This window comes from Parageobacillus caldoxylosilyticus NBRC 107762 (genome assembly GCF_000632715.1).
GTDB classification, from domain to species: Bacteria; Bacillota; Bacilli; order Bacillales; family Anoxybacillaceae; genus Saccharococcus; species Saccharococcus caldoxylosilyticus.
Genome location: NZ_BAWO01000033.1, coordinates 14168 through 38453, shown reverse-complemented (window position 1 = coordinate 38453; position 24286 = coordinate 14168). Strand labels below are relative to the sequence as shown.

General features: G+C 47.6%; 24 protein-coding genes and 2 pseudogenes. 23 read left to right on the top strand and 3 right to left on the bottom strand.

What is annotated here, in order from left to right:
* The first annotated feature begins 17 nt into the window (after positions 1–17).
* The 3 genes from hisC (at position 18) to aroA (ending at position 3777) form a co-directional block, all read left to right on the top strand.
* The gene (gene hisC / locus GCA01S_RS10565) at positions 18–1115 is read left to right on the top strand and encodes a histidinol-phosphate transaminase (protein ID WP_042409761.1); all 1098 of its coding nucleotides are present in this window, start codon (positions 18–20) and stop codon (positions 1113–1115) included.
* A 259-nt stretch (positions 1116–1374) separates the two neighbouring features.
* Positions 1375–2478 (top strand): prephenate dehydrogenase, encoded by a 1104-nt coding sequence (locus tag GCA01S_RS10560; protein WP_042409757.1) that lies wholly within the window; start codon positions 1375–1377, stop codon positions 2476–2478.
* Between the two features lie 15 nt (positions 2479–2493).
* Positions 2494–3777, top strand: coding sequence for a 3-phosphoshikimate 1-carboxyvinyltransferase (gene aroA, locus GCA01S_RS10555; protein ID WP_042409754.1), 1284 nt, complete (start codon positions 2494–2496; stop codon positions 3775–3777).
* 144 nt (positions 3778–3921) lie between these two features.
* On the opposite strand, the gene GCA01S_RS10550 is transcribed toward aroA, so the two are convergent.
* Together GCA01S_RS10550 and GCA01S_RS19375 are read right to left on the bottom strand one after the other, a co-directional pair.
* Complete coding sequence (locus tag GCA01S_RS10550) at positions 3922–4821, bottom strand: RNA-guided endonuclease InsQ/TnpB family protein (protein ID WP_052510035.1); 900 nt, start codon at positions 4819–4821, stop codon at positions 3922–3924.
* A gap of 87 nt (positions 4822–4908) precedes the next feature.
* Positions 4909–4986, bottom strand: a pseudogene (locus tag GCA01S_RS19375) (IS200/IS605 family transposase); the annotation flags it as partial.
* Positions 4987–5175: 189 nt separating this feature from the next.
* On the opposite strand from GCA01S_RS19375, the gene GCA01S_RS10545 reads away from it, so the two are divergent.
* The 9 genes from GCA01S_RS10545 to ypjB all read left to right on the top strand — a co-directional run bounded on the left by GCA01S_RS10545 (position 5176) and on the right by ypjB (position 12154).
* Positions 5176–6078 (top strand): hypothetical protein, encoded by a 903-nt coding sequence (locus tag GCA01S_RS10545; RefSeq protein WP_042409751.1) that lies wholly within the window; start codon positions 5176–5178, stop codon positions 6076–6078.
* A gap of 16 nt (positions 6079–6094) precedes the next feature.
* Positions 6095–7351 carry a tetratricopeptide repeat protein gene (locus GCA01S_RS10540; protein ID WP_042409748.1) on the top strand — a complete coding sequence of 419 codons (1257 nt, stop codon included), beginning with the start codon at positions 6095–6097 and terminating at the stop codon, positions 7349–7351.
* A gap of 54 nt (positions 7352–7405) precedes the next feature.
* On the top strand, positions 7406–7942 hold the full coding sequence (locus tag GCA01S_RS10535; protein ID WP_174407499.1) for a ReoY family proteolytic degradation factor: 537 nt from the start codon (positions 7406–7408) through the stop codon (positions 7940–7942).
* An 87-nt stretch (positions 7943–8029) separates the two neighbouring features.
* Entirely contained in the window at positions 8030–8485 is a 456-nt protein-coding gene (locus GCA01S_RS10530) for a YpiF family protein (protein ID WP_042409742.1), read from the top strand.
* Positions 8486–8632: 147 nt separating this feature from the next.
* Positions 8633–9139, top strand: a complete 507-nt coding sequence (locus GCA01S_RS10525) for a QcrA and Rieske domain-containing protein (protein WP_042409740.1) — start codon at positions 8633–8635, stop codon at positions 9137–9139.
* Between the two features lie 3 nt (positions 9140–9142).
* Complete coding sequence (gene qcrB, locus GCA01S_RS10520) at positions 9143–9817, top strand: menaquinol-cytochrome c reductase cytochrome b subunit (protein ID WP_017435856.1); 675 nt, start codon at positions 9143–9145, stop codon at positions 9815–9817.
* A 45-nt stretch (positions 9818–9862) separates the two neighbouring features.
* Positions 9863–10630 (top strand): menaquinol-cytochrome c reductase cytochrome b/c subunit, encoded by a 768-nt coding sequence (locus GCA01S_RS10515; RefSeq protein WP_017435855.1) that lies wholly within the window; start codon positions 9863–9865, stop codon positions 10628–10630.
* Between the two features lie 80 nt (positions 10631–10710).
* Positions 10711–11304 carry a lipoprotein heptaprenylglyceryl N-acetyltransferase LhaT gene (lhaT, locus tag GCA01S_RS10510; RefSeq protein ID WP_042409737.1) on the top strand — a complete coding sequence of 198 codons (594 nt, stop codon included), beginning with the start codon at positions 10711–10713 and terminating at the stop codon, positions 11302–11304.
* 58 nt (positions 11305–11362) lie between these two features.
* The gene (ypjB, locus tag GCA01S_RS10505; RefSeq protein WP_017435853.1) at positions 11363–12154 is read left to right on the top strand and encodes a sporulation protein YpjB; all 792 of its coding nucleotides are present in this window, start codon (positions 11363–11365) and stop codon (positions 12152–12154) included.
* A 20-nt stretch (positions 12155–12174) separates the two neighbouring features.
* Here the strand turns inward: ypjB and GCA01S_RS10500 are convergent, their stop codons facing one another.
* Positions 12175–13044, bottom strand: coding sequence for a YitT family protein (locus tag GCA01S_RS10500; RefSeq protein WP_017435852.1), 870 nt, complete (start codon positions 13042–13044; stop codon positions 12175–12177).
* Positions 13045–13186: 142 nt separating this feature from the next.
* On the opposite strand from GCA01S_RS10500, the gene GCA01S_RS10495 reads away from it, so the two are divergent.
* The 11 genes and pseudogenes from GCA01S_RS10495 to dinG all read left to right on the top strand — a co-directional run bounded on the left by GCA01S_RS10495 (position 13187) and on the right by dinG (position 23997).
* The gene (locus tag GCA01S_RS10495) at positions 13187–13522 is read left to right on the top strand and encodes a nucleotide pyrophosphohydrolase (protein WP_017435851.1); all 336 of its coding nucleotides are present in this window, start codon (positions 13187–13189) and stop codon (positions 13520–13522) included.
* A gap of 2 nt (positions 13523–13524) precedes the next feature.
* On the top strand, positions 13525–14325 hold the full coding sequence (gene dapB / locus GCA01S_RS10490; RefSeq protein ID WP_017435850.1) for a 4-hydroxy-tetrahydrodipicolinate reductase: 801 nt from the start codon (positions 13525–13527) through the stop codon (positions 14323–14325).
* Between the two features lie 54 nt (positions 14326–14379).
* The gene (gene mgsA / locus GCA01S_RS10485; RefSeq protein ID WP_017435849.1) at positions 14380–14799 is read left to right on the top strand and encodes a methylglyoxal synthase; all 420 of its coding nucleotides are present in this window, start codon (positions 14380–14382) and stop codon (positions 14797–14799) included.
* On the top strand, positions 14792–15496 hold the full coding sequence (gene bshB1, locus GCA01S_RS10480) for a bacillithiol biosynthesis deacetylase BshB1 (protein ID WP_042409735.1): 705 nt from the start codon (positions 14792–14794) through the stop codon (positions 15494–15496). The genes mgsA and bshB1 overlap by 8 nt, the downstream gene beginning before the upstream one ends.
* A 2-nt stretch (positions 15497–15498) precedes the next feature.
* On the top strand, positions 15499–16626 hold the full coding sequence (bshA, locus tag GCA01S_RS10475; protein WP_017435847.1) for an N-acetyl-alpha-D-glucosaminyl L-malate synthase BshA: 1128 nt from the start codon (positions 15499–15501) through the stop codon (positions 16624–16626).
* 4 nt (positions 16627–16630) lie between these two features.
* Entirely contained in the window at positions 16631–17845 is a 1215-nt protein-coding gene (locus GCA01S_RS10470; protein ID WP_017435846.1) for a CCA tRNA nucleotidyltransferase, read from the top strand.
* Positions 17803–18792, top strand: a complete 990-nt coding sequence (locus GCA01S_RS10465; protein ID WP_017435845.1) for a biotin--[acetyl-CoA-carboxylase] ligase — start codon at positions 17803–17805, stop codon at positions 18790–18792. The genes GCA01S_RS10470 and GCA01S_RS10465 overlap by 43 nt, the downstream gene beginning before the upstream one ends.
* A gap of 264 nt (positions 18793–19056) precedes the next feature.
* A complete protein-coding gene (gene panB / locus GCA01S_RS10460) occupies positions 19057–19896 on the top strand; it encodes a 3-methyl-2-oxobutanoate hydroxymethyltransferase (protein ID WP_026078514.1) in 840 nt (279 codons plus the stop codon).
* Entirely contained in the window at positions 19893–20741 is an 849-nt protein-coding gene (panC, locus tag GCA01S_RS10455) for a pantoate--beta-alanine ligase (RefSeq protein ID WP_017435843.1), read from the top strand. Before panB ends, panC begins: the two co-directional genes overlap by 4 nt.
* Before the next feature lie 27 nt (positions 20742–20768).
* Positions 20769–21152, top strand: a complete 384-nt coding sequence (gene panD, locus GCA01S_RS10450; RefSeq protein ID WP_017435842.1) for an aspartate 1-decarboxylase — start codon at positions 20769–20771, stop codon at positions 21150–21152.
* Positions 21153–21234: 82 nt separating this feature from the next.
* Positions 21235–23997: pseudogene (gene dinG, locus GCA01S_RS10445) on the top strand (ATP-dependent DNA helicase DinG).
* Positions 23998–24286 lie beyond the last annotated feature (289 nt).

The window sequence follows — 24286 nt, the reverse complement described above, 5'->3', positions numbered from 1 at the left end:
AAATAAGGAGTGTCGTTATGGAAATCAAAGCACAGTTAAGGGGGTTGTCCCCTTATCAGCCGGGAAAATCGATTGAAGAAGTGAAGCGGCAATACGGACTTTCCGATATTATTAAACTAGCATCCAATGAAAATCCATACGGATGTTCACCTGCTGTAAAAGAGGCGATCATCCGTGAATTAGACCGTCTGGCCGTTTATCCAGACGGATATGCGCGCCTGTTGCGGGAAAAAGTGGCGGCACATTTAGGTGTAAAAGAAACGCAGCTTATTTTTGGCAACGGGTCGGATGAAGTCATACAAATTATTTCGCGTGCGTTTTTATCAGCCGGCACGAACACGGTCATGGCTGTGCCGACATTTCCGCAATATCGTCATAATGCGGTCATCGAAGGAGCGGAAATTCGCGAAGTCCCGCTTGTTAACGGACGCCATGATTTGGAGGCGATGCTTGCGGCTATTGATGAAAATACGCGTGTCGTTTGGATTTGCAACCCGAATAACCCAACTGGCACGTATGTCACGGAACAGGAGCTGCGGTCGTTTTTGGAGCGCGTTCCTAAACATGTCCTGGTCGTGCTGGACGAGGCATATTATGAATACGTGAGGGCGGACGATTATCCGCAAACCGTTCCGCTTCTTGCGCAATATGATAATATGATGATTTTGCGGACGTTTTCCAAAGCATATGGACTAGCGGCGCTCCGGGTCGGATATGGCATTGCCAGCGAAGCGCTTATTCAAGGGATGGAGCCGGCGCGCGAACCATTTAATACATCAAGCGTCGCACAGGCAGCGGCGATCGCAGCACTAGATGACCAAGCGTTTATCCGTACCTGTTCGGACAAAACCAGAGAAGGGCTCGAGATGTTTTACCGTTTTTGCGAGGAAAACGGCTTGCGCTACTATCCTTCGCAGACGAATTTCATTTTGATTGATTTTGCGATCGAAGGAAATGAAGTCTTTCAATATTTGCTCGAGCGCGGCATTATCGTCCGCTCCGGCAATGCGCTCGGCTTTCCGACGTCCGTGCGTATTACCGTTGGTTCGAAAGAGCAGAACGAACGGGTGATTAGCGCGTTGGCGCAAATGATCCGGGAAAAACAACTTGTATAGCGGATGAACCGTCCCGTTGCTTCCCCAGGCAGCGGACGCATTTTTACAAATGTATATACCGCTTCATCCCGTGACTGAGGTCTTGGGATGAAGCGGCACACGATTTTGAATCGAGCCGATAGGATGCTAAACATGTTTATCCATGAAAGTTTGGCGGAACAAGAGTAAGTGCTTGCACGCAGATGTAGGAAAAACTCTTTCGTACGCCAGAACCCACCGACTTTAGTGGTGTGGAGGTTCAGATGAAGAGGTGAAGCGATTGGAAGGAAACATCTTTGTCGTTGGCCTTGGTTTAATTGGCGGGTCGATCGCGCTGGCGGTGAAAAAAGCACACCCGGACGCTGTCATCATTGGATATGACGTCAACGAACAGGAGCTGAAACTTGCCCGCTCCTTAAAAGTGATTGATGAAGCTGCTTCGTCACTTGAGCAGGGAATGGAGCAAGCGGACTTGATTATTTTAGCGACGCCTGTCATGCAGACGGAAAAAATTTTGGCGCAAATGCCCGTCCATCTACTAAAAGAAAACGTGATTGTCACCGATGTAGGAAGCACCAAACAGCGGATTGTCCATCATGCGCGGCGATTGGGAAAGCAAGGAATTACGTTTATCGGCGGCCATCCGATGGCGGGCTCGCATAAAAGCGGCGTCGCTGCAGCGCGGGCGCATTTGTTTGAGAACGCCTTTTACGTATTGACGCCGACAAACGGGGTGGCTGTGGAGAAAATCGAACGTCTCAAAGAGTGGCTGAAAGGGACGAAAGCGCAGTTTGTCGTGCTGTCGCCAGAAGAACACGACCGCATTACCGGCGTGATCAGCCATTTCCCGCACATTATCGCTGCAAGCCTTGTACATCAGGCCCAACAGTATGAAAAAGAAAATCCGCTTGTCAGCCGCCTTGCCGCAGGAGGCTTTCGCGATATTACGCGCATCGCCTCCAGCAACCCGGAAATGTGGCGTGATATTTTTATACATAATAAACACGAACTTTTAACGTTGTTTGACCGCTGGATCGCGGAGATGAAAAAGCTCCGTTCCATCGTGGAAGAAGAAAACAGCGCAGCGATTTATCATTATTTCCTAGAGGCAAAACAATTTCGCGACGGTCTGCCGGCGCGGACAAAAGGGGCGATTCCATCGTTTTACGATTTATATGTCGATGTGCCCGATTACCCCGGAGTTATTTCCGAAGTCACTGGCTATCTAGCCAAAGAGAACATCAGCATCACCAATATCCGTATTATTGAAACAAGGGAAGAAATATACGGGGTATTGCGGCTTAGCTTTCAAAGCGAAGAAGACCGAGCGAAGGCGAAAGCATGCATACAACAACATACGAATTATGAAACGTATGAAGTATAAAATGGAGGGGATGACGTGCAGTTAAGAACAAATGTTTCATCATTGCAAGGAATCATCCATGTACCCGGAGACAAATCGATTTCCCACCGCGCGGTGATGTTGGGAGCGATAGCGCACGGTACGACGACGATCGAAAATTTTTTGCCGGGGGAAGATTGTTTAAGCACGATTGATTGTTTCCGGAAAATGGGGGTAGTGATCAAGCAGGATGGAAGCCATGTCGTTGTCGAGGGAAAAGGGCAGGGCGGACTACAGGAGCCGTCTGACATTTTACATGTTGGCAATTCGGGAACAACGGCGCGGCTGTTGCTCGGCATTCTAGCCGGATGTCCGTTTCACGCCTGCCTCATCGGCGACGAATCGATCGCCAAACGGCCGATGGGAAGAGTGACGAAGCCGCTGAAAATGATGGGAGCGCGCATTGACGGGCGCGAACATGGAAACTATACCCCGATATCGATCCGCGGCGGTGAACTTCAGCCGATTCATTATGAATCTCCTGTTGCGAGCGCGCAAGTAAAATCGGCCATTTTATTGGCGGGCTTAGCAACGGATGGCACGACAGCAGTAACAGAGCCAAACCGTTCCCGCGATCATACGGAGCGCATGATCCGGCTGTTTGGCGGCAATGTGGCGGTAGACGGCCTTACGGTGGCGGTTACAGGGCCGCAGCAGCTGGCAGGGACCAGTATATACGTTCCTGGAGATATTTCTTCGGCCGCCTTTTTCTTAGTAGCGGGCGCTGTTGTCCCAAACAGCGAAATTACATTAAAAAACGTCGGATTAAATCCGACAAGAACCGGAATTATCGATGTACTGCAAAAAATGGGGGCCGATATAACGATTGCGAACGTTCGCAATGAACAAACCGAGCCGTTTGGCGATATTACCGTCCGCACTTCGCGGTTGGCGGCAACGGAAATTAGCGGCGAATTAATTCCGCGGTTAATCGATGAGATTCCAATCATCGCCCTCCTTGCCACCCAGGCGGAAGGAACGACGGTGATTAAAGATGCAAGCGAACTAAAAGTGAAGGAAACGAACCGAATTGATACAGTCGTGACTGAATTAAGAAAGCTCGGTGCCGAGATTGAGGCGACGGAAGACGGCATGATCATCCATGGCAAATCAGCTTTAAAAGCAGAGAAAGCTGTTGTCGACAGTCATGGCGATCATCGCATCGGCATGATGTTGGCGATTGCCGCCTGCATTACGAAAGGGGCCGTCCATTTAAAACGTCCAGAAGCGGTCGCTGTTTCGTATCCGGCGTTTTTTGACCATCTTCATTCTTTAATTTGACACTCCGCACGACTAAAGCCGTGGGATTCTTGGGTGGTAGTCGGAAGTCCATTTCTGGTATCCGTAGTTCCCCCAAGTTCAGGGGTGTGCCATCACCCCGTCCTACGGCAGAGCCTATAGCTCCGTAGGCTGGCAGACTTTCGCTTACGCTACTCCATCTGCCACAGGTGCTTTCAAAATATTCCACGCACCCACTCGATCCCGATGCGAGACGTACCCACACCCACATACATACTTGCGGTCTCTAACTTTATTTTTTGTTCCGCACTGCGGACAATGTTGAGAGGTGTATTTCGGTTCCACATACACGACCGAGATTCCAGCTAACGCAGCTTTGTATTCAATAAACCTTGAAAGCTGATAAAAACTCCATGTATGCAAGTGTTTTTCGTTTTTACGGCTTGTTCTTGCCGTCTGACGAATGTTCGTCAGCTTTTCCAGTTTCATAACGGAAACCTCTTCCTTGATGGCCATGTTGACAATCTGGCGGCTGATTTTGTGGTTGATGTCTTTCATGATGCGCTGCTCTTTATTGTTCATCTTGCGAATAGCGGACAACTTCTTGAGTTTCCCTAACTTTCTTCTTCTTTGTTGATATTTACGGCGAATATGTTTGTTTTGCCTTCCATTTCCGAAGAAACGAGTTTTTCCATTCGAAGTCACCGCTACCGCGGGAACTTTTAGTCCGAGATCCACCCCCATGACCTTTTCATTTGTCTTTTTGGTCACAGGGATGCTTAACGAAACTTGCGCATACCACTTTCCTGCCTTTTCCACAATGCGCATCAGTCCAAGTTTGGCACGTTGGATCAGGTTTTTATCCCGCTCTGTCACCATCGCCCGAAACCTTGTTTTTCTCGTTTTTCCATTCAACATAATTGGAAATGCGATCATTTGCTCGCCAATGGTGTAGTTTTGATTATTTACGAAATATACCGGTTTTTTGAGGATGGGGCGCTTCCCTTCTTTTTTCATCTTCTTTGATACACTTTTCGCATCACGAATCGCTTGATTCAGAACAGCCGAAGGAAGATGGGCGTCCACATCTTTTGTCGTTACTTTCGGGAAAGAACCTTCTTTCTCAGCAAGTTCTTTAAACCGAATTTCTACTTGACCTGTTCATATCTTTCATCGATAGCGCGGACAAAAAACAAAGTGGTAGTGGATGAGAGAAACGGTGGTTTTTGTACGTCTGTATTCTTGTCTTATACGTTGATTGTATCAGTTGTCCCAACAAAATCCAACAAAAATGAATGATTGAAAAAATAAAGACGTTTCATCCCACCTTTAAAGAAGTGGGCTTTCACATCTTCTCTTCTGTAAGTGAGGAAGAAGGAGTTAAGGTCAATCATATGTTGCCTCATTCCCTCATATCCTGTCGTAAGGGGGAATGAAGACATGCCATATATTATTGAAAGCGCATATGTCATTCGTCAAGAACGGCTACAACACTGTGCGCTCGTGGTGGATCATAATCGCATTGACTACATAGGTGAGCAAGCGAAGCACTATACATGGATGCGCATGGAAATAGGAGAAATGATCGTCACACCCGGGCACGTGATGGTTGATTTTTCTTTTCAACAGCCGCGGACATTTGCCCAATTTAAACAATATGTTCAGCAATATCTCATCAAAAACGGCTGCACCACGCTGCTAGCTGTTTGTGATGTCCCTTCGGAACAGGAGCTCGCTCCCGCACTGCGTAAGCTGCGACAACATTTGTTAAACAGCCCCATCGATTATTTCATCGGCGTAAAAGTACCCGCCCGTATGCTGACCCCGTCCTTTGTGCTTGCCTGCAGGAGATGGAAAATACGAATCATTTTCGTCGAAATTAAGGAGAGCGATGTTTTGCATTCTGTACCATGGTATTGGATTGCCGACATCCTAAAAACAGCCCCGCTTGCTTTTGTGCCATATTGGCCGAACGAAAAGCGAATGAAAAAGCAGGAAGCGGCATGGCGAAACTTGCTTGCTGCGCACCATATTCCATTTATTCCGTTTCCGCTGCGGGAGCGAACGCCGCTAGGGCTTAATGTGTTAAAAAAAATTGGCATTTACCCGCAAAAAGGAGATCTGCGGATTGGCGGCGAAGTAGATTATAATCTATATAGGAAGGAAGCGATGAGCCGTTTAGTTGCCGAAACGCTTATTGTCGATTATGATAATCATGTTCCGGTTATTACGGTTCATAAAGGAAGGTTGCTGAAGGTGGAAAATCAACTTTATTTTTATCCCGGATTTGGCACGGAGCGGATCATTCGTGCAGCTGGGATGTTTGTTGCACATTTTTCGTAAGGAAGGGTTCATGTCTATGACACGCGTCGAAGAAATTGTCCGTTTGGTTGAAAATGGAGAAGTGAATAAAGCGTTATCTTTGGTGCCTGAAGTGAAGAAAAACGGAAGTGATGAAGAAAAATATGAACTTGCCGATTATTTATATTCATGGGGAATGCTAGAGGAAGCGAAAGAACTGCTTGAAGAGTTGTCCCTTCGCTATCCGGACGAAGGGGAAATCCGTTTGTTTTTGGCGGAAGTATATACAGAGCTCGACGAAGAGGACAAGGCGCTCGAGATTTTAGGGCGAATTGAGGAAGACGATCCGTTGTTTGCACGCGCCTGTCTGATTGCCGCCGATCTGTATCAAATGCAAGGGCTTGAGGAAGTCAGCGAACGAAAGTTAAAGCAGGCATATGAAAAAATGCCGGATGAACCGATTATTCAATTTGCCTTAGCGGAGCTATATTTTTCGATGGGACAATATACAAAAAGCATTCCATTTTACGAAAAAGTGCGGGAAAAAACAAAGGAAATGGCCGGCACCCTCATTGCTGAGCGGCTTGCCGAGGCGCTCAGCCTATGCGGGGAGTTTGAGCAAGCGCTGCCGTATTATGATGAAGCGCTAAAAACAAAAGTCGACAGCCGGACGTTATTCGGCTATGGGGTTACGGCATTCCAAGCGGAATATTATCAAACCGCCATTGAAAAGCTAAGCGAGTTAAAAGAACTCGATCCGGAATACGTTCCGCTTTACTTGTACTTAGCGAAAGCGTATGAGCATGAAGGAAAGCTGAAAAAAAGCTATGACATTGCCAAGGAAGGCATCCATGTCGATGAGTGGAACAAAGAATTGCTGCTCTATGCCGGAAAAATGGCGCTAAAGCTGGGAAAGCCGGACGAGGCGGAATCATGGCTGAAAAAAGCAATCGAAATTGACCAAGGCTATATTGAAGCGCTGACGACGTTATGTGCGCTGCTCTTGCACGAGGAGCGGTACGAAGACGTTGTTTCCTGCCTAGAAGAAGCGCTGGCACAAGGAGAGTATGACCCACAGTTTGAATGGGATTTAGCACGTGCGAAACATAAGCTTGAAATGTATTCCGATGCATTAAACCATTACCAAGAGGCATATACTTTCTTTAAGAACAACATTGATTTCCTTGAGGAGTACGGCTATTTTCTCATCGAAGAAGGCGACAGAGAGAGAGCCAAAGAAATATTTCAGCAAATTGTACGTCTTGATCCTGGGCACATGGAGGCAGCCGACATGCTGCTGCAGTTAGAGGAGTAGGAGAGCCGCGGTCCATATTACCTCTTTCTTGGAAAATGATAGAGGGGGAAGCGCATAATGACGCACGTATCTGTAAATGAAAAAAAAGAGTTTATTCGTTGGTTTTTAAGCAACTACCAGTTGAAGCGCCGCGAATGTGTCTGGATTTTAAACTATTTAATGAGCCATGACCAGCTGATGCAAAAGGTTCATTTTGTGGAAAACGCCCAATATTGTCCGCGCGGCATCATTATGTCAACCCATTGTGTCGATGATGTTCCGTTCCGTTTTTACAAAGGCAATGTGATGACGACCGATGCGGAAAAATCGTTCCATGACATCCGTCTAAACCGTGATGAGGATATTTATATCCAGCTGAATTTCCGCGCTTCTTTTCATTCGCCGCAATATGTTGCCGTACTCGAAGAAAACCCGTATGCGCCAAAACAAGTGCATGTCAGCGAAAATGAACAGCGTTTGGCCGAGCAATTTTTGGAAAAATCGCTGTATGAATTTCAGCGGGAACGGTTAATGAAGCTGATTGATGAGGCGTTAGACCGCCAAGATAAAGAAGCATTCCGCCGTCTTACCGAAGAGTTGAAAAAGTTATGAAACCTTGCTGTACGCAAGGTTTTTCTTTTGCAGAAAAATATGGTATGGTGATAGGGGAAATGAACTTTCAAAAAAAGGGGAGTACATATGAAGTGGACAGCAGCGGATGTGGAACTGTATCAAAAAGAAAAAGATTATATTGACACGGCGCTTATTCCTCTTATTCCTATTACGATGGACGATGGCGCCAAAACGGCTGCTTCCGGGGGAGAGTTTGTGCAGCTTGTTGCCGGGGAATTGGAGCGGCAATTAAAAGGCAGAGTGTTTTTATTTCCACCGTTTTCCTATTTCCTCAGCGAATCGAGACAATCGCTTGTAGAAAGGCTGACGGATTGGACAAGCCTGCTAATGGAACAAGGAATGAAATATGTGTTTTATGTAACATGCGACCGCGAATGGAAAGGGAAAGAAACAGCGATTTCGGACAGGTTGTGGCTTGTTCCGGCCGTTCCGTTAGAAAATATGGACGAATCGTATAAGTACGAGCTGATCCGTGACCAAACATCCGGACTGCTTCGCTTTTTTATTTCACAATGGTCATGATGAAGCGAGGCAGAAAGTTGGCAGGTTAAAGCGATGACAATATTGACCTTGTCCGCTGATTGAGCTATCATTAGAATGTCCTAGTTTTCTATTGTGTTATACGATACTGTCCGGATGGACTTCATTTTGTATAGAGGGGGGAAGACGATGAGTGACAAACATCGCGTAACGAGACGCCAATTTTTGAACTATACGCTAACTGGCGTAGGCGGCTTTATGGCTGCTGGAACTTTAATGCCGATGCTCCGTTTTGCCTTTGATCCGATTTTAAAGGATGAAGCGGGAACGGAGATGGTAGCGGTAGCGGATGTAAAAGACATTACGACCGAGCCAAAGCGTTTTGACTTCAAAGTAAAAGTAAAAGACGCTTGGTATGAGTCGGAAGAGCCGAGATCGGCATGGGTGTATAAAAATGAAAAGGGAGAAATCATTGCATTATCTCCGATTTGTAAGCACCTTGGCTGTACGGTAGACTGGAATACGGATAAAGAGCATCCGAACCAATTTTTCTGTCCTTGCCATTACGGGCGCTACACGAAAGACGGCACGAACGTTCCGGGAACGCCGCCACAAGCTCCACTAGATCGTTATGAGTACAAAGTGAAAGACGGAAAATTATACTTAGGAAAAGCGAAACCACGAGGGGAGGCGTAATACATGTTAAACAAACTGTATGACTGGGTTGACGAACGTTTGGATATTACGCCTTTGTGGCGGGATATCGCTGACCATGAAGTTCCGGAACATGTGAACCCGGCCCACCACTTTTCCGCATTCGTTTACTGCTTTGGCGGGTTAACGTTCTTTGTTACGGTCATTCAAATTTTGTCCGGAATGTTTTTAACGATGTATTACGTTCCGGATATTAAAAACGCTTGGGAATCTGTTTATTACTTGCAAAACGAAGTGGCGTTCGGTCAAATCGTGCGCGGTATGCATCACTGGGGTGCAAGCCTTGTTATTGTCATGATGTTTTTACATACATTGCGCGTCTTTTTCCAAGGTGCATACAAAAAGCCGCGGGAATTAAACTGGATCGTTGGCGTGCTTATTTTTATGGTCATGATGGGGCTCGGCTTTACTGGCTACCTGTTGCCATGGGATATGAAAGCGCTGTTTGCGACAAAAGTAGGTTTGCAAATCGCGGAGGCAACACCGGTGATCGGTCCGGCGATCAAAACATTGCTCGCAGGGGATCCGGAAATTGTCGGGGCACAAACATTGACAAGATTCTTTGCGATTCACGTTTTCTTCTTGCCTGCCGCACTGCTCGGCTTAATGGCAGCGCACTTTTTAATGATTCGCAGACAAGGTATTTCCGGTCCACTATGATGCGATGAACGTTGCTGATTGATAGAAAAAAGGAGGGAAATATGAATGCATCGCGGTAAAGGAATGAAATTCGTCGGCGATTCCCGCGTTCCCGCCGTGAGAAAGCCGAATATTCCAAAAGATTATTCGGAATATCCTGGGAAAACGGAAGCGTTTTGGCCAAACTTTCTATTAAAAGAATGGATGGTCGGTTCTGTCTTTTTGATTGGCTTTTTATGTTTGACGGTCGCCCATCCGTCTCCGTTAGAACGTATTGCTGACCCGACGGATACGGCATATGTTCCGCTGCCAGACTGGTATTTCTTGTTCCTGTATCAATTGCTCAAATATTCGTATGCGTCAGGTCCTTATACCGTCATTGGAGCCATTGTCATACCAGGTTTGGCATTCGGTGCGTTATTATTGGCGCCATTTTTGGATCGCGGTCCGGAACGCCGTCCATGGAAGCGTCCAGTCGCTACCGGGATGATGCTTCTAACGCTTGCGGCAATGATATATTTAACTTGGGAAGCAGTTGTGACGCATGACTGGAAAAAAGCTGCGGAACAAGGGAAAATCCGTGCGGAAGTGGAAATTGACAAAAACGCCGAAGGGTATAAAATTGCCCAAGCTAACACATGTACGTCCTGCCACGGCGAAAACTTATCCGGCGGCGCGGCTGCACCATCGCTTATCGGTACAGGCTTGAAGCCGGAAGAAATCGCAAACATTGCGAAAAATGGTAAAGGCAACATGCCTAAAGGCGTTTTCAAAGGTACGGATGAAGAGCTGAAAAAGCTTTCTGAGTTCATTGCGGGATTAAAAGAGAAATAAACGATTCATCGAGAAAAAAGCTGGCTATGGTTAGTCAGCTTTTTTCATTCACGACAAGCATAGAGAGCAGGTGCATAGGAGTGAAATGGCTGTATCCGATATTAGCATATCGGCCATTTTTATGGCTTTTATTCATCATAAATATCCTTGGAACGATTTACGGGTATATATGGTACCGTTATCAATTGGCGGAAACACCGCCCATTTTTTTGCCGTTTGTGCCTGATAGCCCGACGGCAAGTCTCTTTTTTGTGTTTGTTTTGCTCGCGTTTTTGTGCCGCCGCCATTTTCCTTTATTAGAAGCATTAGCGCTTGTCACGTTAGTAAAGTATGGGATTTGGGCGGTAGTGATGAACTTATTGGTATGGAAAGTGACAGGAGAGCTCGATGTGGCGGGCTGGATGTTAATCGTTTCGCACGGCGCGATGGCGATAGAAGGAATGCTCTACGCGCCGTTTTATCGCTTTCGCGGCATGCACCTAGCGATTGCTGCGGTTTGGGCGCTGCACAATGACATCATCGATTATGTATTTGGAATGATGCCCCACTATAGCGTGCTGCAGCAGTATGCTGCCCAAATCGGCTATTTTACGTTTTGGCTCAGCATTGTTTCGATTGCGATTAGCTATTTATTATGTGTACGAAAAAACCGTTTTGTCCTCCCGCTAAATTAATGGTCTACTCTTGTCCACTCCTTCATACATTGTAGTAGTTAATGGAGGAGGGACAAGGATGAAGCGAATATGGCTGCTTGCTTTGATGGTATTCGTCTTTTTATTTCCATCGCTAAACGATGCCGCGGAACAGGATGATGGCTGGAAAAAACTAGATCAAATTTCGGATCAAGCGCTGCGATTGGCGAAAAATGGACAATTTGAAGAAGCAAAAGAAGTATTGCTCTATTTTTCCGAGCAGTTTTTTGCAACGAATGCGCGCGACCGGCTGAAATCAGCCGACGAACTCCGCGCTGTTACGATCACTCATGAAAACGCCCTGAAAACGGTTGCCGCCTCTTCATTGCCGGCGGAAGAAAAAATCGATAAAATCACGCAGTTTCGTCTTGTTGTTGATGCCATTCATTCGGCTCATCAGCCGCTTTGGTCAGAGATGGAATCAACGGTGATGGAAACATTTGACCAGCTTGAGAAGGCGGTAGATCAAGAAAGGGATGAATCGTTTGCCGCTTCCCTCCACAACTTTTTAAATCGTTATGAACTAATTGAGCCGAGCGTCAAAATCGATGTGCCGGTTGAGGAAGCGAAAAAAATAGATAAAGACATAGAAATGTTACAAGCTCCCGCTTTTGGGCAACTAAGCCTCAAGGAGAAGCACGAACATTTAAAACAGATGCGCGAAGATTTGCAGGCGTTGTTTGACGATGTTCGAAAAGATGAAGCTGATCCGTCTTTAATATGGGTGATGGTTTCGACAGGAGGAATTATTATATTGACGCTATCTTACGTAGGCTGGAGAAAATATCAAGGCGAGAAGGAAAAAAACCGTACCCGCCAAAAAGAAGAGTAAAAGGGGCATTGTGCCCCTTTTTATTGTTCAATAGGCTGTTTTCGCTCATCAAGCGTAAAGCCTTCGCCGAGCACATCATGAACGTCTGTGACCGCCACAAACGCATGGGGATCGACGGAAGTAATGACACTTTTCAGACGCGGCAGTTCATTTTTTGCTACCACGCAGTACAGCACATCGCGGTCGCGTTTCGTGTAGGAACCTTGCCCCTTTAATATCGTGACACCGCGGTCCATTTCTGTTAAAATCCGGTTGGCGATTTCCTCGCTCTTTTCCGAAATAATCGTCGCTCCTTTTGCCGCATAGCCGCCTTCCTGCATAAAATCAATGACGCGGGCCGCGATGAACACCGCCACAAGCGTATACATCGCCTCACGATATGAAAGATACAGCAAGGAAAGGGTGATGACGACCACATCAAACGTAAACATCGTTTTTCCCATGCTGATTCCTTTATATTTATAGACGAGTCTGGCGATAATGTCGACGCCGCCGGTCGTTCCGCCGTAGCGGAAAATAATGCCAAGGCCGACGCCGATAAAGACGCCGGCAAACAATGCGGCCAACGTCATATCGTGTTTCAGGGGCATATGAATGGTGTAGCGTTGAAAAATCCAAAGAAAGAGAGAAACGCTAATGGTTCCGATAATCGTGTATAAAAAAGTTTGGCGGCCAAGCAATTTCCAACCAATAAAAAAGAGCGGAATATTTAATGCCAAGTTTGTATAGGACGGATCAATGTCAAACAAAAAGTAAAGCAGCAGCGTGATTCCGGTAAAGCCGCCTTCTGCTAAATTATTTTGCATGTTAAAATGGACAAGCCCAAACGCAAAAATCGCAGCGCCAAGCAAAATGAAAAGGATGTTTTTTATTTTTAGCCCGAAAATCATACATTCCCTCCATATTCAGAGTAGTCGGCGTCCTTAATTATAGATGAAGTTGTCCATTCAGGCAACGCGGACAGGCGGCGTGCGAAAATATTTGTCAAAAACGCCGCTTTTCGCTAACATGAAAACATGAGAGGTGACATGGATGCAGGAAAAAACAATCAAGCAACTGCAACAAGAAGTCGACGAATATATTAGCCAATTTAAAGAAGGGTATTTCAGCCCGCTGGCAATGCTGGCACGGCTGACGGAAGAGCTTGGCGAACTGGCGCGGGAAGTCAACCATTATTATGGGGAAAAGCCGAAAAAACAGACGGAAAAAGAAAAAACGGTGGCGGAAGAACTCGGCGATTTGTTATTTGTGCTCATTTGTTTTGCCAACTCTTTAAACATTGATTTAGAAGAGGCGCATGATATGGTGATGAAAAAGTTCCGCACCCGTGATAAAGACCGTTGGACACGAAAAGAGGAGGAGAAATAGTCATGGAAACGATTCGCATTGCCATTGCTGGCCCGCGCGGCCGCATGGGGCGTGAAGCCGTTTTGCTTGTACAAAAGACCGAGCATTTTCAACTTGTCGGCGTCATTGACCGGAAAAATGACGGCGGAGACTTAGCGGACATCGAAGGGTTTTTCGGCATCCACGCTCCGATTTACACCGATGCGGCCCGATGTTTTGAGGAAGTCAGACCGGATGTGCTCATCGATTTAACGACACCGGAAGCAGGAAAAAAACATGCGGAAATCGCGCTTCACTACGGAGTCCGTCCGGTTGTCGGCACGACCGGCTTTACGGATGAAGATATTAAACGGCTGACTGCATTGGCGGAAGAAAAAGAAATTGGCGCGATCATTGCTCCTAACTTTGCGGTCGGCGCGGTGCTAATGATGAAATTTGCGCAAATGGCAGCCAAATATTTTCCTGATGTCGAAATCATTGAATTGCATCACGATCAAAAATTAGACGCTCCATCGGGAACAGCATTGAAAACAGCGCAGCTCATTTCCACGGTGCGTCCATCGAAAAAACAAGGGCACCCCGATGAAAAAGAAACGCTTGCCGGGGCGCGCGGCGCAACATATGATGGCATTCCGATCCACAGCGTCCGGCTGCCTGGATTGGTCGCCCATCAGGAAGTGATTTTCGGCGGCAACGGCCAATCGTTAACGATTCGCCACGATTCTTTTCACCGAGGTTCGTTTATGTCAGGCGTAAAGTTGTCTGTCGAAACGGTGATGAAGTTACATACGCTTGTATACGGGTTAGAACATATTATCGAGTAGCGCTGCTGCAGGCCTAGCGAGAAACAATAAGCAAAAACGAGCGGGGGTGCTATCGTGAAAATCGCATTAATCGCGCATGATAAAAAGAAAGAGGATATGATTGCATTCGTAACCGCCTATCAGCCGATTTTGGCGCAGCATGAATTATATGCGACCGGCACAACCGGCCTTCGCATTCAAGAAGCAACCGGGCTGCACATCCATCGCTTTCAATCTGGTCCGTACGGAGGAGACCAGGAAATCGGCGCAATGATTGCCCGCAATGAAATAGATATGGTTATTTTTCTGCGCGACCCGCTTACGGCGCAGCCGCACGAACCGGATGTGAGCGCCTTGATTCGTTTATGCGACGTGTACTCTGTACCGCTGGCAACGAATATGGGGACGGCGGAAATTTTAATCAAAGGATTAGAACGCGGCGATTTTGCGTGGCGCAATATTGTCCGCGGCAGAAAAGGTGAAGACGATGAATGAGGAGCTGCATATACTGGCGTTTGGCGCCCATCCCGATGATGTCGAAATCGGCATGGGCGGAACGATTGCGAAGTACGCGGAGAAAGGCTACCGCATCGGCATTTGCGATTTAACGCTTGCCGAATTGTCGTCCAACGGCACGGTCGAACGGCGGCAACAGGAAGCGAACAATGCCGCGCGTATTTTAGGCGTTGCCACGAGAATCAACCTTGGACTCCCCGACCGTGGTTTATATCCGACCGAGGAAGCAATTAAAAACATTGTTACTGTCATCCGGCGCTATCGTCCACTTGTAGTGTTTGCGCCTTACTGGGTGGATCGCCACCCGGACCACGGACATTGCGCCCGGCTTGTCGAAGAAGCAGTTTTTTCCGCCGGCATCCGCCGTTACCAAGCGGAACCGGGTTTGCTGGCTCATCGTGTGTCTTCTGTCTATTATTACATGATTAACGCCTGGGACCGTCCGCATTTTGTCATCGACATTAGCGATACGATCGAGAAAAAAATCGCCAGCTTGCGCGCTTATGAAAGCCAATTTACAAAGACAGCGGGTTCGGTTGATACGCCGCTTACAAACGGTTATATTGAAACCATCGAAAGCCGCGAACGCCTGTTCGGGAAAGAAGTCGGCGTTATGTTCGCTGAAGGCTTTTTCACCAAAAAGCCAATTCATATTCATGATTTGCTAGGAGTGTGACGATGAAGCTAAAAATAGGCATCGTTTGTTACCCGTCTGTAGGGGGTTCGGGCGTTGTCGCCACAGAGTTGGGAAAACTGCTGGCGGAAAAAGGCCATGAAATTCACTTTATTTCTTCAAGCATGCCGTTTCGCCTAAATAAAATATACGGCAATATTTATTATCATGAAGTGAGCGTCAACCAATATTCCGTTTTTCAATATCCGCCGTACGATTTAGCGCTTGCCAACAAAATTGCTGCAGTGGCGAAACGCGAGCAGCTGGATGTGCTGCATGCCCATTATGCCGTCCCGCACGCCGTTTGCGCCGTGCTCGCGCGGCAGATGGTCGGGGGGAAATTAAAGATTGTCACGACATTGCATGGGACGGATATTACCATTTTAGGATACGATCCTTCGCTGAGCGATATGATTAAATTCGGCATTGAACAATCCGATGTCGTTACCGCCGTTTCTAACGCGCTCGTTCGGCAGACGTATGAGCTGCTTGACGTGCAAAAGCCGATCCAAACCGTCTATAATTTTGTCGATGAACGGGTATATTGCCGCAAAGATGTCAGCTACTTAAAAAAGGAATACGGAATTGGCGAAAATGAAAAAGTGATCATTCATGTATCCAACTTTCGCAAAGTGAAGCGGGTCCCTGATGTCGTGCGTGCGTTCTCGCTTATTCGCAAACAGTTGCCGGCAAAGCTTTTGCTTGTTGGCGATGGCCCGGAAATGCCGGTCGTTTGCCGCTTAGTCAGGGAGCTTGGGCTTCAGGAAGACGTGCACTTTTTAGGAAAGCAGGACAAGCTTGATGAACTGTATTCGATCAGCGATGTCATGTTGCTATTGTCGGAAAAAGAAAGTTTTGGTCTCGTCCTTCTCGAGGCAATGGCTTGCGGCGTGCCGTGCATCGGCACAACGATTGGCGGCATTCCGGAAGTGATTGAAGACGGGGAAACAGGATTTTTATGCGAACTTGGCAATGTCGAAGAAATAGCAGAGAAAGCAATGCGGATTTTAACCGATCCACATCTTCATATGTATATGGCTAAACAGGCAGTCCAAACCGTATATAAAAAGTTTCATTCCAGAGAAATTGTCGAACAGTATGAAGATATTTATGTTTCGCTCGCAAAGAGGTGAGTCCATGAAAGAACCTTTTCAAAAAGCGCTTGGCATCATTCGCCAGCTAAAACAGCACGGGTATGAAGCGTATTTTGTCGGTGGGGCGGTGCGCGACCTTTTGCTCGGGCGGAAAATTGGCGATATCGATATCGCGACAAGCGCGCTGCCGCATGAAGTCATGAAATTGTTTCCGAAAACGATTGATATCGGTTCGCAGCATGGCACCGTCGTCGTTATTTGCGGAGGGACTCCGTATGAAGTGACTACGTTCCGCACGGACGGCGACTATGAAGACCACCGCCGGCCGGAATCAGTGACATTCGTCCGTTCTCTTTATGAAGATTTAAAGCGCCGTGATTTTACGATGAATGCGATCGCCATGGACGAAGAAGAAAAGCTGATCGATCCGTTCGGCGGGCAAGATGCCATAAAAAAGCAGGTCATTTGCACCGTTGGTGAAGCAAAGCAGCGCTTTTCCGAAGACGCTTTACGAATGATGCGGGCGATCCGCTTTGTCAGCCAGCTCGGCTTTTCTCTTGCCGAAGAAACAAGGCGGGCGATTGTCGAAAACGCCTCACTGCTTTCTCATATTTCGGTAGAGCGGATGACGATGGAATTTGAAAAGCTGCTCGAGGGGCCGTTTGCCAGCCGCGGCTTATCCCTGCTGGTGGAAACGGGTCTGTTTTCCTACTTGCCTCAGCTTCACGATAAGGAGCGTGAACTAAAGGAAGCGGCCGGCTACGACTGGAACCTGCTTGACTCGCGCGGACAGCGCTGGGGGCTGTTGTGCCAAGCGCTTCATATCGGCGATGCCGATGCCTTTTTGCGTGCCTGGAAATTGCCGAATCGGCTGATTAAAGAAGTGAAGGCAGTGCTCTTGATTTTGCAGACGATCCGTTCATTTGGCGACTGGACGAAAGAGCGGTTATTTGTTTTTGGATTGGAACACGCCATTTCCGCGGAAACGGTTCGTTCGGTGATAAGCGGAGAACCGGTCGAAAAGCATCGCCAAATATTAAACGAGATGTTTGCTGCCCTTCCGATTAAAACAAAAAATGAGCTGGCTGTAAGCGGAAAGGATTTGATGGAATGGTTCGAAAAACCGGGCGGCCCTTGGGTAAAAGAAATGCTCGCCGCAATTGAGCACGCCGTGATTCATGGAGAAGTAGATAATCATAAGGAGCGGATTTACGAATGGCTCATGGATCGCAATCGGATACAAGAAAAAAATTGTTAGAGCTATTTGCGGAAGCGAACGGCGATTTTATTTCCGGGCAAAAAATCAGCGAAATACTTGGCTGTTCGCGCGCCGCTGTGTGGAAGCATATTGAAGAGCTGCGCAAAGAAGGGTTTGAACTCGAGGCGGTGCGCCGTCTCGGCTACCGGATCGTCAGCACTCCCGATAAAGTGACCGCCAATGAAATTCAGCTCGGCCTCAAGACGAAAACGTTTGGTCATTTCGTTCATTTTGTGGAAGAAGTCGATTCCACGCAAAAAATCGCCTTGAGGCTTGCCTATGATGGGGCGAAAGAAGGAACGCTCGTCATTGCTGAGCAGCAGACAGCAGGGCGCGGCCGCATGGACCGCAAATGGTTTTCGCCAAAAGGGACGGGCATCTGGATGAGCCTCATTTTGCGCCCGCCAATTCCGCCGCAAAAGGCGCCGCAGCTGACGTTGTTAACAGCGGTGGCGGTCTGCCAGGCGATTCAGCAAGTAACCGGTCTCGTGCCCGATATTAAATGGCCGAACGATATTTTATTGAACGGAAAAAAGTGTGTCGGCATTTTAACGGAGCTGCAGGCTGATCCGGACCGCGTTCATTCCGTCATTATCGGCATCGGCGTGAACGTCAACCAAACGATCGAGCAGTTTCCGGAAGACATTCGCACCGTCGCGACATCGCTTGCCATGGAAAAGGGCGAACGGATCAAGCGCGCGCATCTCGTGCAGGAAATTTTGCTGCAGCTGGAGCGGCTGTACCACCAATATTTGCAGCATGGATTCCGTCCGATTAAGCTGTTATGGGAAGGGTATGCCGTCAGCATTGGTAAAAAAATTACGGCGCACACGTTAAACGGCTCCATAAAAGGAACCGCTCTTGGCATCACCGACGAGGGGCTGTTGATGCTTGAGGATGAGGACAAACATATTCATTATATTCATTCAGCGGATATTCAATTATAAAATACCGTCTAGAAAACTTGTGACAATTTTGTTAAAATACAAACGAACAAGGAAAAGGGCAGTATCTTTCGCGAAAGAACTGCACCGTGCATCAAGGGAAACAACAAAAAATGCGATCTGCCTTGATCCTTAGAAGGACTGGGACAGAGGGGTGAACTCAGCCGATGATGGTCAAGAACGTCCTTCTTTCTCAAGGTAGAGAAAGAAGGCTTTTTTGTTCGGTCGATTCATCTCCTCTGCAAAAAAAAGAGGAGGGAATAAGTGGTGAAAACGAAAACGGACTTTCTGAAAATGAAAAAAACGAATGAGCCGATTGTCATGGTAACCGCCTATGATTTTCCGTCGGCGAAACTGGCGGAAGCGGCGGGGGTGGATATGATTTTGGTTGGCGATTCGCTCGGCATGGTCGTTTTAGGATATGATTCGACGATTCCAGTTACCGTCGAAGATATGATTCACCATACGAAAGCGGTCCGCCGCGGCGCGCCGAATACGTTTATTGTCACCGATATGCCGTTTATGTCCTACCATTTATCAAAAGAAGAAGCGCTCCGCAACGCACAGCGGATTATGCAGCAATCCGGGGCGAACGCCGTGAAGGTCGAAGGTGCGGACGATGTCGTTCAGGTGATTCGCGCCTTGACACAGGCGGGAGTTCCGGTCGTCGCCCATCTTGGTCTGACGCCGCAGTCTGTTGGGGTTCTCGGCGGTTATAAAGTGCAAGGAAAAGATGCGGAAAGCGCGAAAAAATTAATCGATGATGCCAAGCTTTGCGAACAGGCTGGCGCGATTGCGCTCGTATTGGAATGTGTGCCAAAGCAAATCGCCGCCGCCGTTACGAAAGAGCTGGAAATACCAGTCATTGGCATCGGCGCCGGCGATGAAGTCGATGGCCAAGTGCTCGTCTATCATGATATTCTCGGTTATGGAGTGGATCGGGTTCCGAAATTTGTGAAAAAATACGCCAATATTCAAGAAGCGATTACCCACGCGCTTGCCAATTACGTCGCTGACGTCAAACTGCGCCAGTTTCCGGAGCCGAGCCATATGTTTATGATGAAAGAAGAAGAGTGGACTGCGCTTTATGGAGGAAAACAATCATGATGGTGATAACGAAGATAAAAGATATGCAAACAGCCATGCAGCAATACCGACGCGAAGGAAAAACGATCGGCTTTGTCCCGACGATGGGCTATTTGCACGAAGGCCATGTCGCTTTAATCAAAAAAGCGCGTGAGGAAAATGACATCGTTGCTTTAAGCGTGTTTGTCAATCCATTGCAGTTTGGACCAAATGAAGATTTTGAGCGCTATCCGCGCGATCTCGAACGCGATCAGCGCATTGCCAAAGAACATGGCGTCGATGTTTTCTTTTCTCCAGATGTCAAGGAAATGTATCCGCACCCGTTAAGCGTGCAAGTAGTCGTCAAAGAGCGTGTCGATGTCCTTTGCGGCAAATCGCGGCCAGGCCATTTTGACGGAGTGGCTACCGTGTTAACCAAGCTGTTTCACATTGTGATGCCGGACCGCGCTTATTTTGGTTTGAAAGATGCCCAGCAAGTGGCGGTGGTGGACGGGTTGATTCGCGATTTTCATTTTCCGATTCAATTAGTGGCGGTGCCGACCGTTCGCGAGGAAGACGGTCTTGCCAAAAGTTCCCGCAATGTTTATTTATCGCCGGAGGAGCGAAAAGAGGCGCCAGCATTATACAAAGCGCTGCTGCAGGCAAAAGCGGCTGTCGAAAACGGGGAAAGAAACGCAGAGGCAGTTTGTGCGCTAGTAAAACAATATATTCAAACCCATACTCACGGTGAAATTGATTATGCGGAAATTTATTCTTATCCGGACTTAAAACCGCTCGAAACGCTCGCTGGAAAAGTGATCATTGCGGTGGCGGTCCGTTTTGCAAATGCACGTCTGATCGACAACATTATCTTAGATATAGCGTAACAGCCGGTTTCTAAGGAGGGATTGTTTATGTTCCGCACATTAATGAACGCGAAAATTCATCGTGCCCGTGTGACAGAAGCCAATTTAAATTATGTTGGCAGCATTACGATCGACGCCGATATTTTAGACGCCGTCGGCATGGTTGCTAATGAAAAAGTGCAAATCGTCAACAATAATAATGGTGCGCGTTTTGAAACGTATATTATTCCCGGCGAGCGGGGCAGCGGGGTATTTTGTTTGAACGGGGCAGCCGCGCGCCTCGTGCAAAAGGGGGACATCATTATTGTCATTTCTTATGTCATGATTCCGGAGGAGAAAATCGCCCAGCACCGTCCGAAAATCGCCATTATGGACGAGAATAACCGTATCCAGCAGCTTATTGTCGAAGAGCCGGCGCATACGGTTTTATAAAATAAAGCAAGGGAAAGGGGCTATTTCGAAATACGGAAAAGCCCCTTTCGTTAGGCCGTTGATTTTGAGGTGACCACATAACATGAATGCACGTTTTGTTGTTATTGATTTAGAAACAACTGGGAATGTCCCCAAAAAAGGAGACCGCATTATTCAGCTTGGGATGGTTGTGGTCGAAAACGGAAAAATTGTCAACCGTTTCTCTAGCTTTTTTAATCCCGACCGGACAATCCCTCCATTTGTTCAACAATTAACAAATATTAACGAACAAATGGTGGAAAACGCGCCAAGCTTTGCCGAAAAAGCGGCGGAAATAGTCGATATGCTGCAGCAGTCTTATTTTGTTGCCCATAACGTTTCTTTTGATTTGCCTTTTTTACAAGAAGAGCTGCAAATGGCGGGCTTGCCGCTCTTTACCGGTCCAACCATTGATACGGTGGAATTGGCCCGCATTGTGCTGCCGACAGCAGAGAGCTATAAATTAGGCGATTTGGCCAAACTGCTCGATATTACTCATGATCATCCCCATCAAGCGGACAGCGATGCCGAAGTAACAGCAAAGCTGCTGCTAAAGCTGTTCGATCGTCTGCACCAGCTTCCGCTCATGACGCTGCAGCAGCTAAAGCGCTTGTCCCCTTATTTGAAAAGCGATTTGCATTCGTTGCTCGATGGTATCATTATGGAAAAGATGACAACGTTAGCAAACGAACCGCCACATATATTTTACCGCGGCATTGCGCTAAAAAAACCTGAGCCCATGCCGGAAAAAGACAAAGATTCCCATCCGCCGGCGTCTTTTACCGCGTTTTATGCCGGTCCGCAATGGCTCCCGCTCGATCATTATGAAAAGCGGGACGGGCAATGGGAGATGATGAAGCTTGTTTATGAAGCGCTGGATGCCCCCCAGCACGCTTTAATTGAAGCGGGCACCGGAATTGGCAAATCGCTCGCTTATTTAATTCCGAGCGCTTTTTTTGCCTACGAGCAGCAAAAGCGGGTCGTTATTAGCACCCATACGCTGCAGCTGCAGCAGCAGCTTTTGGAGCGGGATATTCCGCTTTTGAACAAGATCGTTCCCTTTCCGCTGCGCGTCGCGGTGCTGAAGGGAAAGCGCAACTACCTTTCCGTCGATAAGTTTATTGCCTTTTTGCGCGAACCTCATCCAACGTATGATATGGTGTTATTGAAATGTCAGCTGCTTGTTTGGTTGATGCAAACAGAGACAGGGGATATAGATGAACTGAATATCTCATCCGGCGCGCGCTTGTTTTGGCCGTCTTTATGCATCGATGACGAGGACAGCGCCAGTAAATATAATTTCTTTTTGCGGGCAAAACAGCGTGCGGAAGAAGCTCATATCGTGATCACCAATCATGCGTTTTTATTGCATGATCTCATTTCTTCCACTCCGCTTCTTCCGGCGCATGACCATATGATCATTGATGAAGCGCATCATTTAGAGGAAGTGGCGTCGCATTATTTCGGACAGCAGGTCGACTATGTTTCCATCCGGCTGTTGTTGACGAAAATTGGAAAAGCGGGTGAAAATGGTTCATTGGCCAAATTAATGAAGCTGTTTGCAGAGCAGCATTGGCATGCAGAAGATGCGTTTTTGCGCTGCGAGCATCTTTTGCAGGAGATGCAGTTTGAATGCGATGAATTGTTCCGCCTGCTGCGCCGTTATGCTCTAGAAAGAAAAACAGCGAGATCGGGGCGCTGTCGTTACCGTTTTGCGCCGGAAAAGGAAGGCGGACGGCAGTGGAGCGCGGTGAAAGAATTATGCTGGCGCATTCGCGGCCATATGGCGGAATTGGCGGAGAAAACGAAGCGATTGCAGTCGATATGCAATGTACAAACGCCATCGCCCAAACCAGCCAGCTCCTATTCGTATTTTTCTGATGTTTCCGCTTTGCAGCAACGGATTGACACATTGTTCGATTTGCTTGAAAGCGACGATCCGATGGTGGTGCGCTGGATCGAAGCGGAAGAAAAGGGGGCGGCAAACGCCACTGCCCTGTATTCGTAGCCTATTCAGTTGGATGAATTTTTTGCCGAGCGCCTGTTTATGGTGAAAAAAAGCGTTGTGCTTACGTCTGCAACGTTAACGGTCGACGGCAGTTTTGCCTATATGGTATCGCGGCTTGGCCTCAGCGATTTTTATCCGCTTTGCCGCGCGATTCCGTCTCCTTTCTCGTATAAAGAACAGGCGGTTTTAATGATTCCGACCGATTTGCCGGCCATTTCTTCCACCGCCTTGGAAAAGTATGCCGAAGCCGTTGCGGACGGGGTAGGAAGAATTGCAAGGAAAATAAAAGGAAAAATGCTTGTGCTTTTCAACTCTTATGAATTGCTGAAATTAACGGCAGCGGCGATGAAGATGGAGGAAAGGAATGAAGATTTTGTTCTCATTGCCCAAGGGGTGCAAAGCGGGAGCGCAGCAAAGCTGACAAGAACGTTTCAACAGTTCGATCATGCGATTTTATTTGGGACAAGCAATTTCTGGGAAGGAGTCGACTTGCCGGGCGACGAGCTGACGATCGTGGTGATCGTTCGCCTGCCGTTTGCGCCTCCGGACGATCCGGTGATGGAGGCAAAAAGCGAGCACATTCGCGCCGTAGGCGGAGATCCTTTTTATGAATTATCTCTCCCGGAAGCGATTCTTCGTTTTAAACAAGGATTCGGCAGGCTTATCCGCACGGAAAAGGATAAAGGGGCGGTCTTTGTCTTTGACCGCCGTCTCACGACCGCGTCGTACGGAAAATACTTCCTAAACTCGCTGCCATCCCTGGGGATTTGCGAAGATTCGCTGGATCGGCTGCTGCAAAAACTCGAAACATGGCTTTGATAAATATCAAAAAATAACGTAATCTATAGCTAGATTGGCCAATGTGCAGTGGTTCGGAAGAGGAAAAACGAATCAAAAAAAGCGCCTTGCCGCATATACAGCAGCAAGGCGCTTGTGAAATGGATTTTGGTGGTGTAGGCGGGCAAATTTTTTATGAAATAAACAGGCAAACTTGTTATAATAGTGAAGAAGCACAACATGTATTGTGTTTGTTGTATTTGTATTGTTGCCGTTCACGACGGCCTGTATAAGTAACAAAATTTGTGTCACGCAGGAGGAAACGATGTAA

Excerpts from the sequence above, each read along its gene's own strand:
- hisC (WP_042409761.1), top strand. The coding sequence starts at position 18 with ATGGAAATCAAAGCACAGTTAAGGGGGTTGTCCCCTTATCAGCCGGGA.
- GCA01S_RS10545 (WP_042409751.1), top strand. The coding sequence starts at position 5,176 with ATGCCATATATTATTGAAAGCGCATATGTCATTCGTCAAGAACGGCTA.
- GCA01S_RS10540 (WP_042409748.1), top strand. The coding sequence starts at position 6,095 with ATGACACGCGTCGAAGAAATTGTCCGTTTGGTTGAAAATGGAGAAGTG.
- GCA01S_RS10530 (WP_042409742.1), top strand. The coding sequence starts at position 8,030 with ATGAAGTGGACAGCAGCGGATGTGGAACTGTATCAAAAAGAAAAAGAT.
- GCA01S_RS10525 (WP_042409740.1), top strand. The coding sequence starts at position 8,633 with ATGAGTGACAAACATCGCGTAACGAGACGCCAATTTTTGAACTATACG.
- qcrB (WP_017435856.1), top strand. The coding sequence starts at position 9,143 with ATGTTAAACAAACTGTATGACTGGGTTGACGAACGTTTGGATATTACG.
- GCA01S_RS10515 (WP_017435855.1), top strand. The coding sequence starts at position 9,863 with ATGCATCGCGGTAAAGGAATGAAATTCGTCGGCGATTCCCGCGTTCCC.
- ypjB (WP_017435853.1), top strand. The coding sequence starts at position 11,363 with ATGAAGCGAATATGGCTGCTTGCTTTGATGGTATTCGTCTTTTTATTT.
- GCA01S_RS10500 (WP_017435852.1), bottom strand. The coding sequence starts at position 13,044 with ATGATTTTCGGGCTAAAAATAAAAAACATCCTTTTCATTTTGCTTGGC.
- GCA01S_RS10495 (WP_017435851.1), top strand. The coding sequence starts at position 13,187 with ATGCAGGAAAAAACAATCAAGCAACTGCAACAAGAAGTCGACGAATAT.
- dapB (WP_017435850.1), top strand. The coding sequence starts at position 13,525 with ATGGAAACGATTCGCATTGCCATTGCTGGCCCGCGCGGCCGCATGGGG.
- bshB1 (WP_042409735.1), top strand. The coding sequence starts at position 14,792 with ATGAATGAGGAGCTGCATATACTGGCGTTTGGCGCCCATCCCGATGAT.
- bshA (WP_017435847.1), top strand. The coding sequence starts at position 15,499 with ATGAAGCTAAAAATAGGCATCGTTTGTTACCCGTCTGTAGGGGGTTCG.
- GCA01S_RS10470 (WP_017435846.1), top strand. The coding sequence starts at position 16,631 with ATGAAAGAACCTTTTCAAAAAGCGCTTGGCATCATTCGCCAGCTAAAA.
- GCA01S_RS10465 (WP_017435845.1), top strand. The coding sequence starts at position 17,803 with ATGGCTCATGGATCGCAATCGGATACAAGAAAAAAATTGTTAGAGCTA.
- panC (WP_017435843.1), top strand. The coding sequence starts at position 19,893 with ATGATGGTGATAACGAAGATAAAAGATATGCAAACAGCCATGCAGCAA.
- panD (WP_017435842.1), top strand. The coding sequence starts at position 20,769 with ATGTTCCGCACATTAATGAACGCGAAAATTCATCGTGCCCGTGTGACA.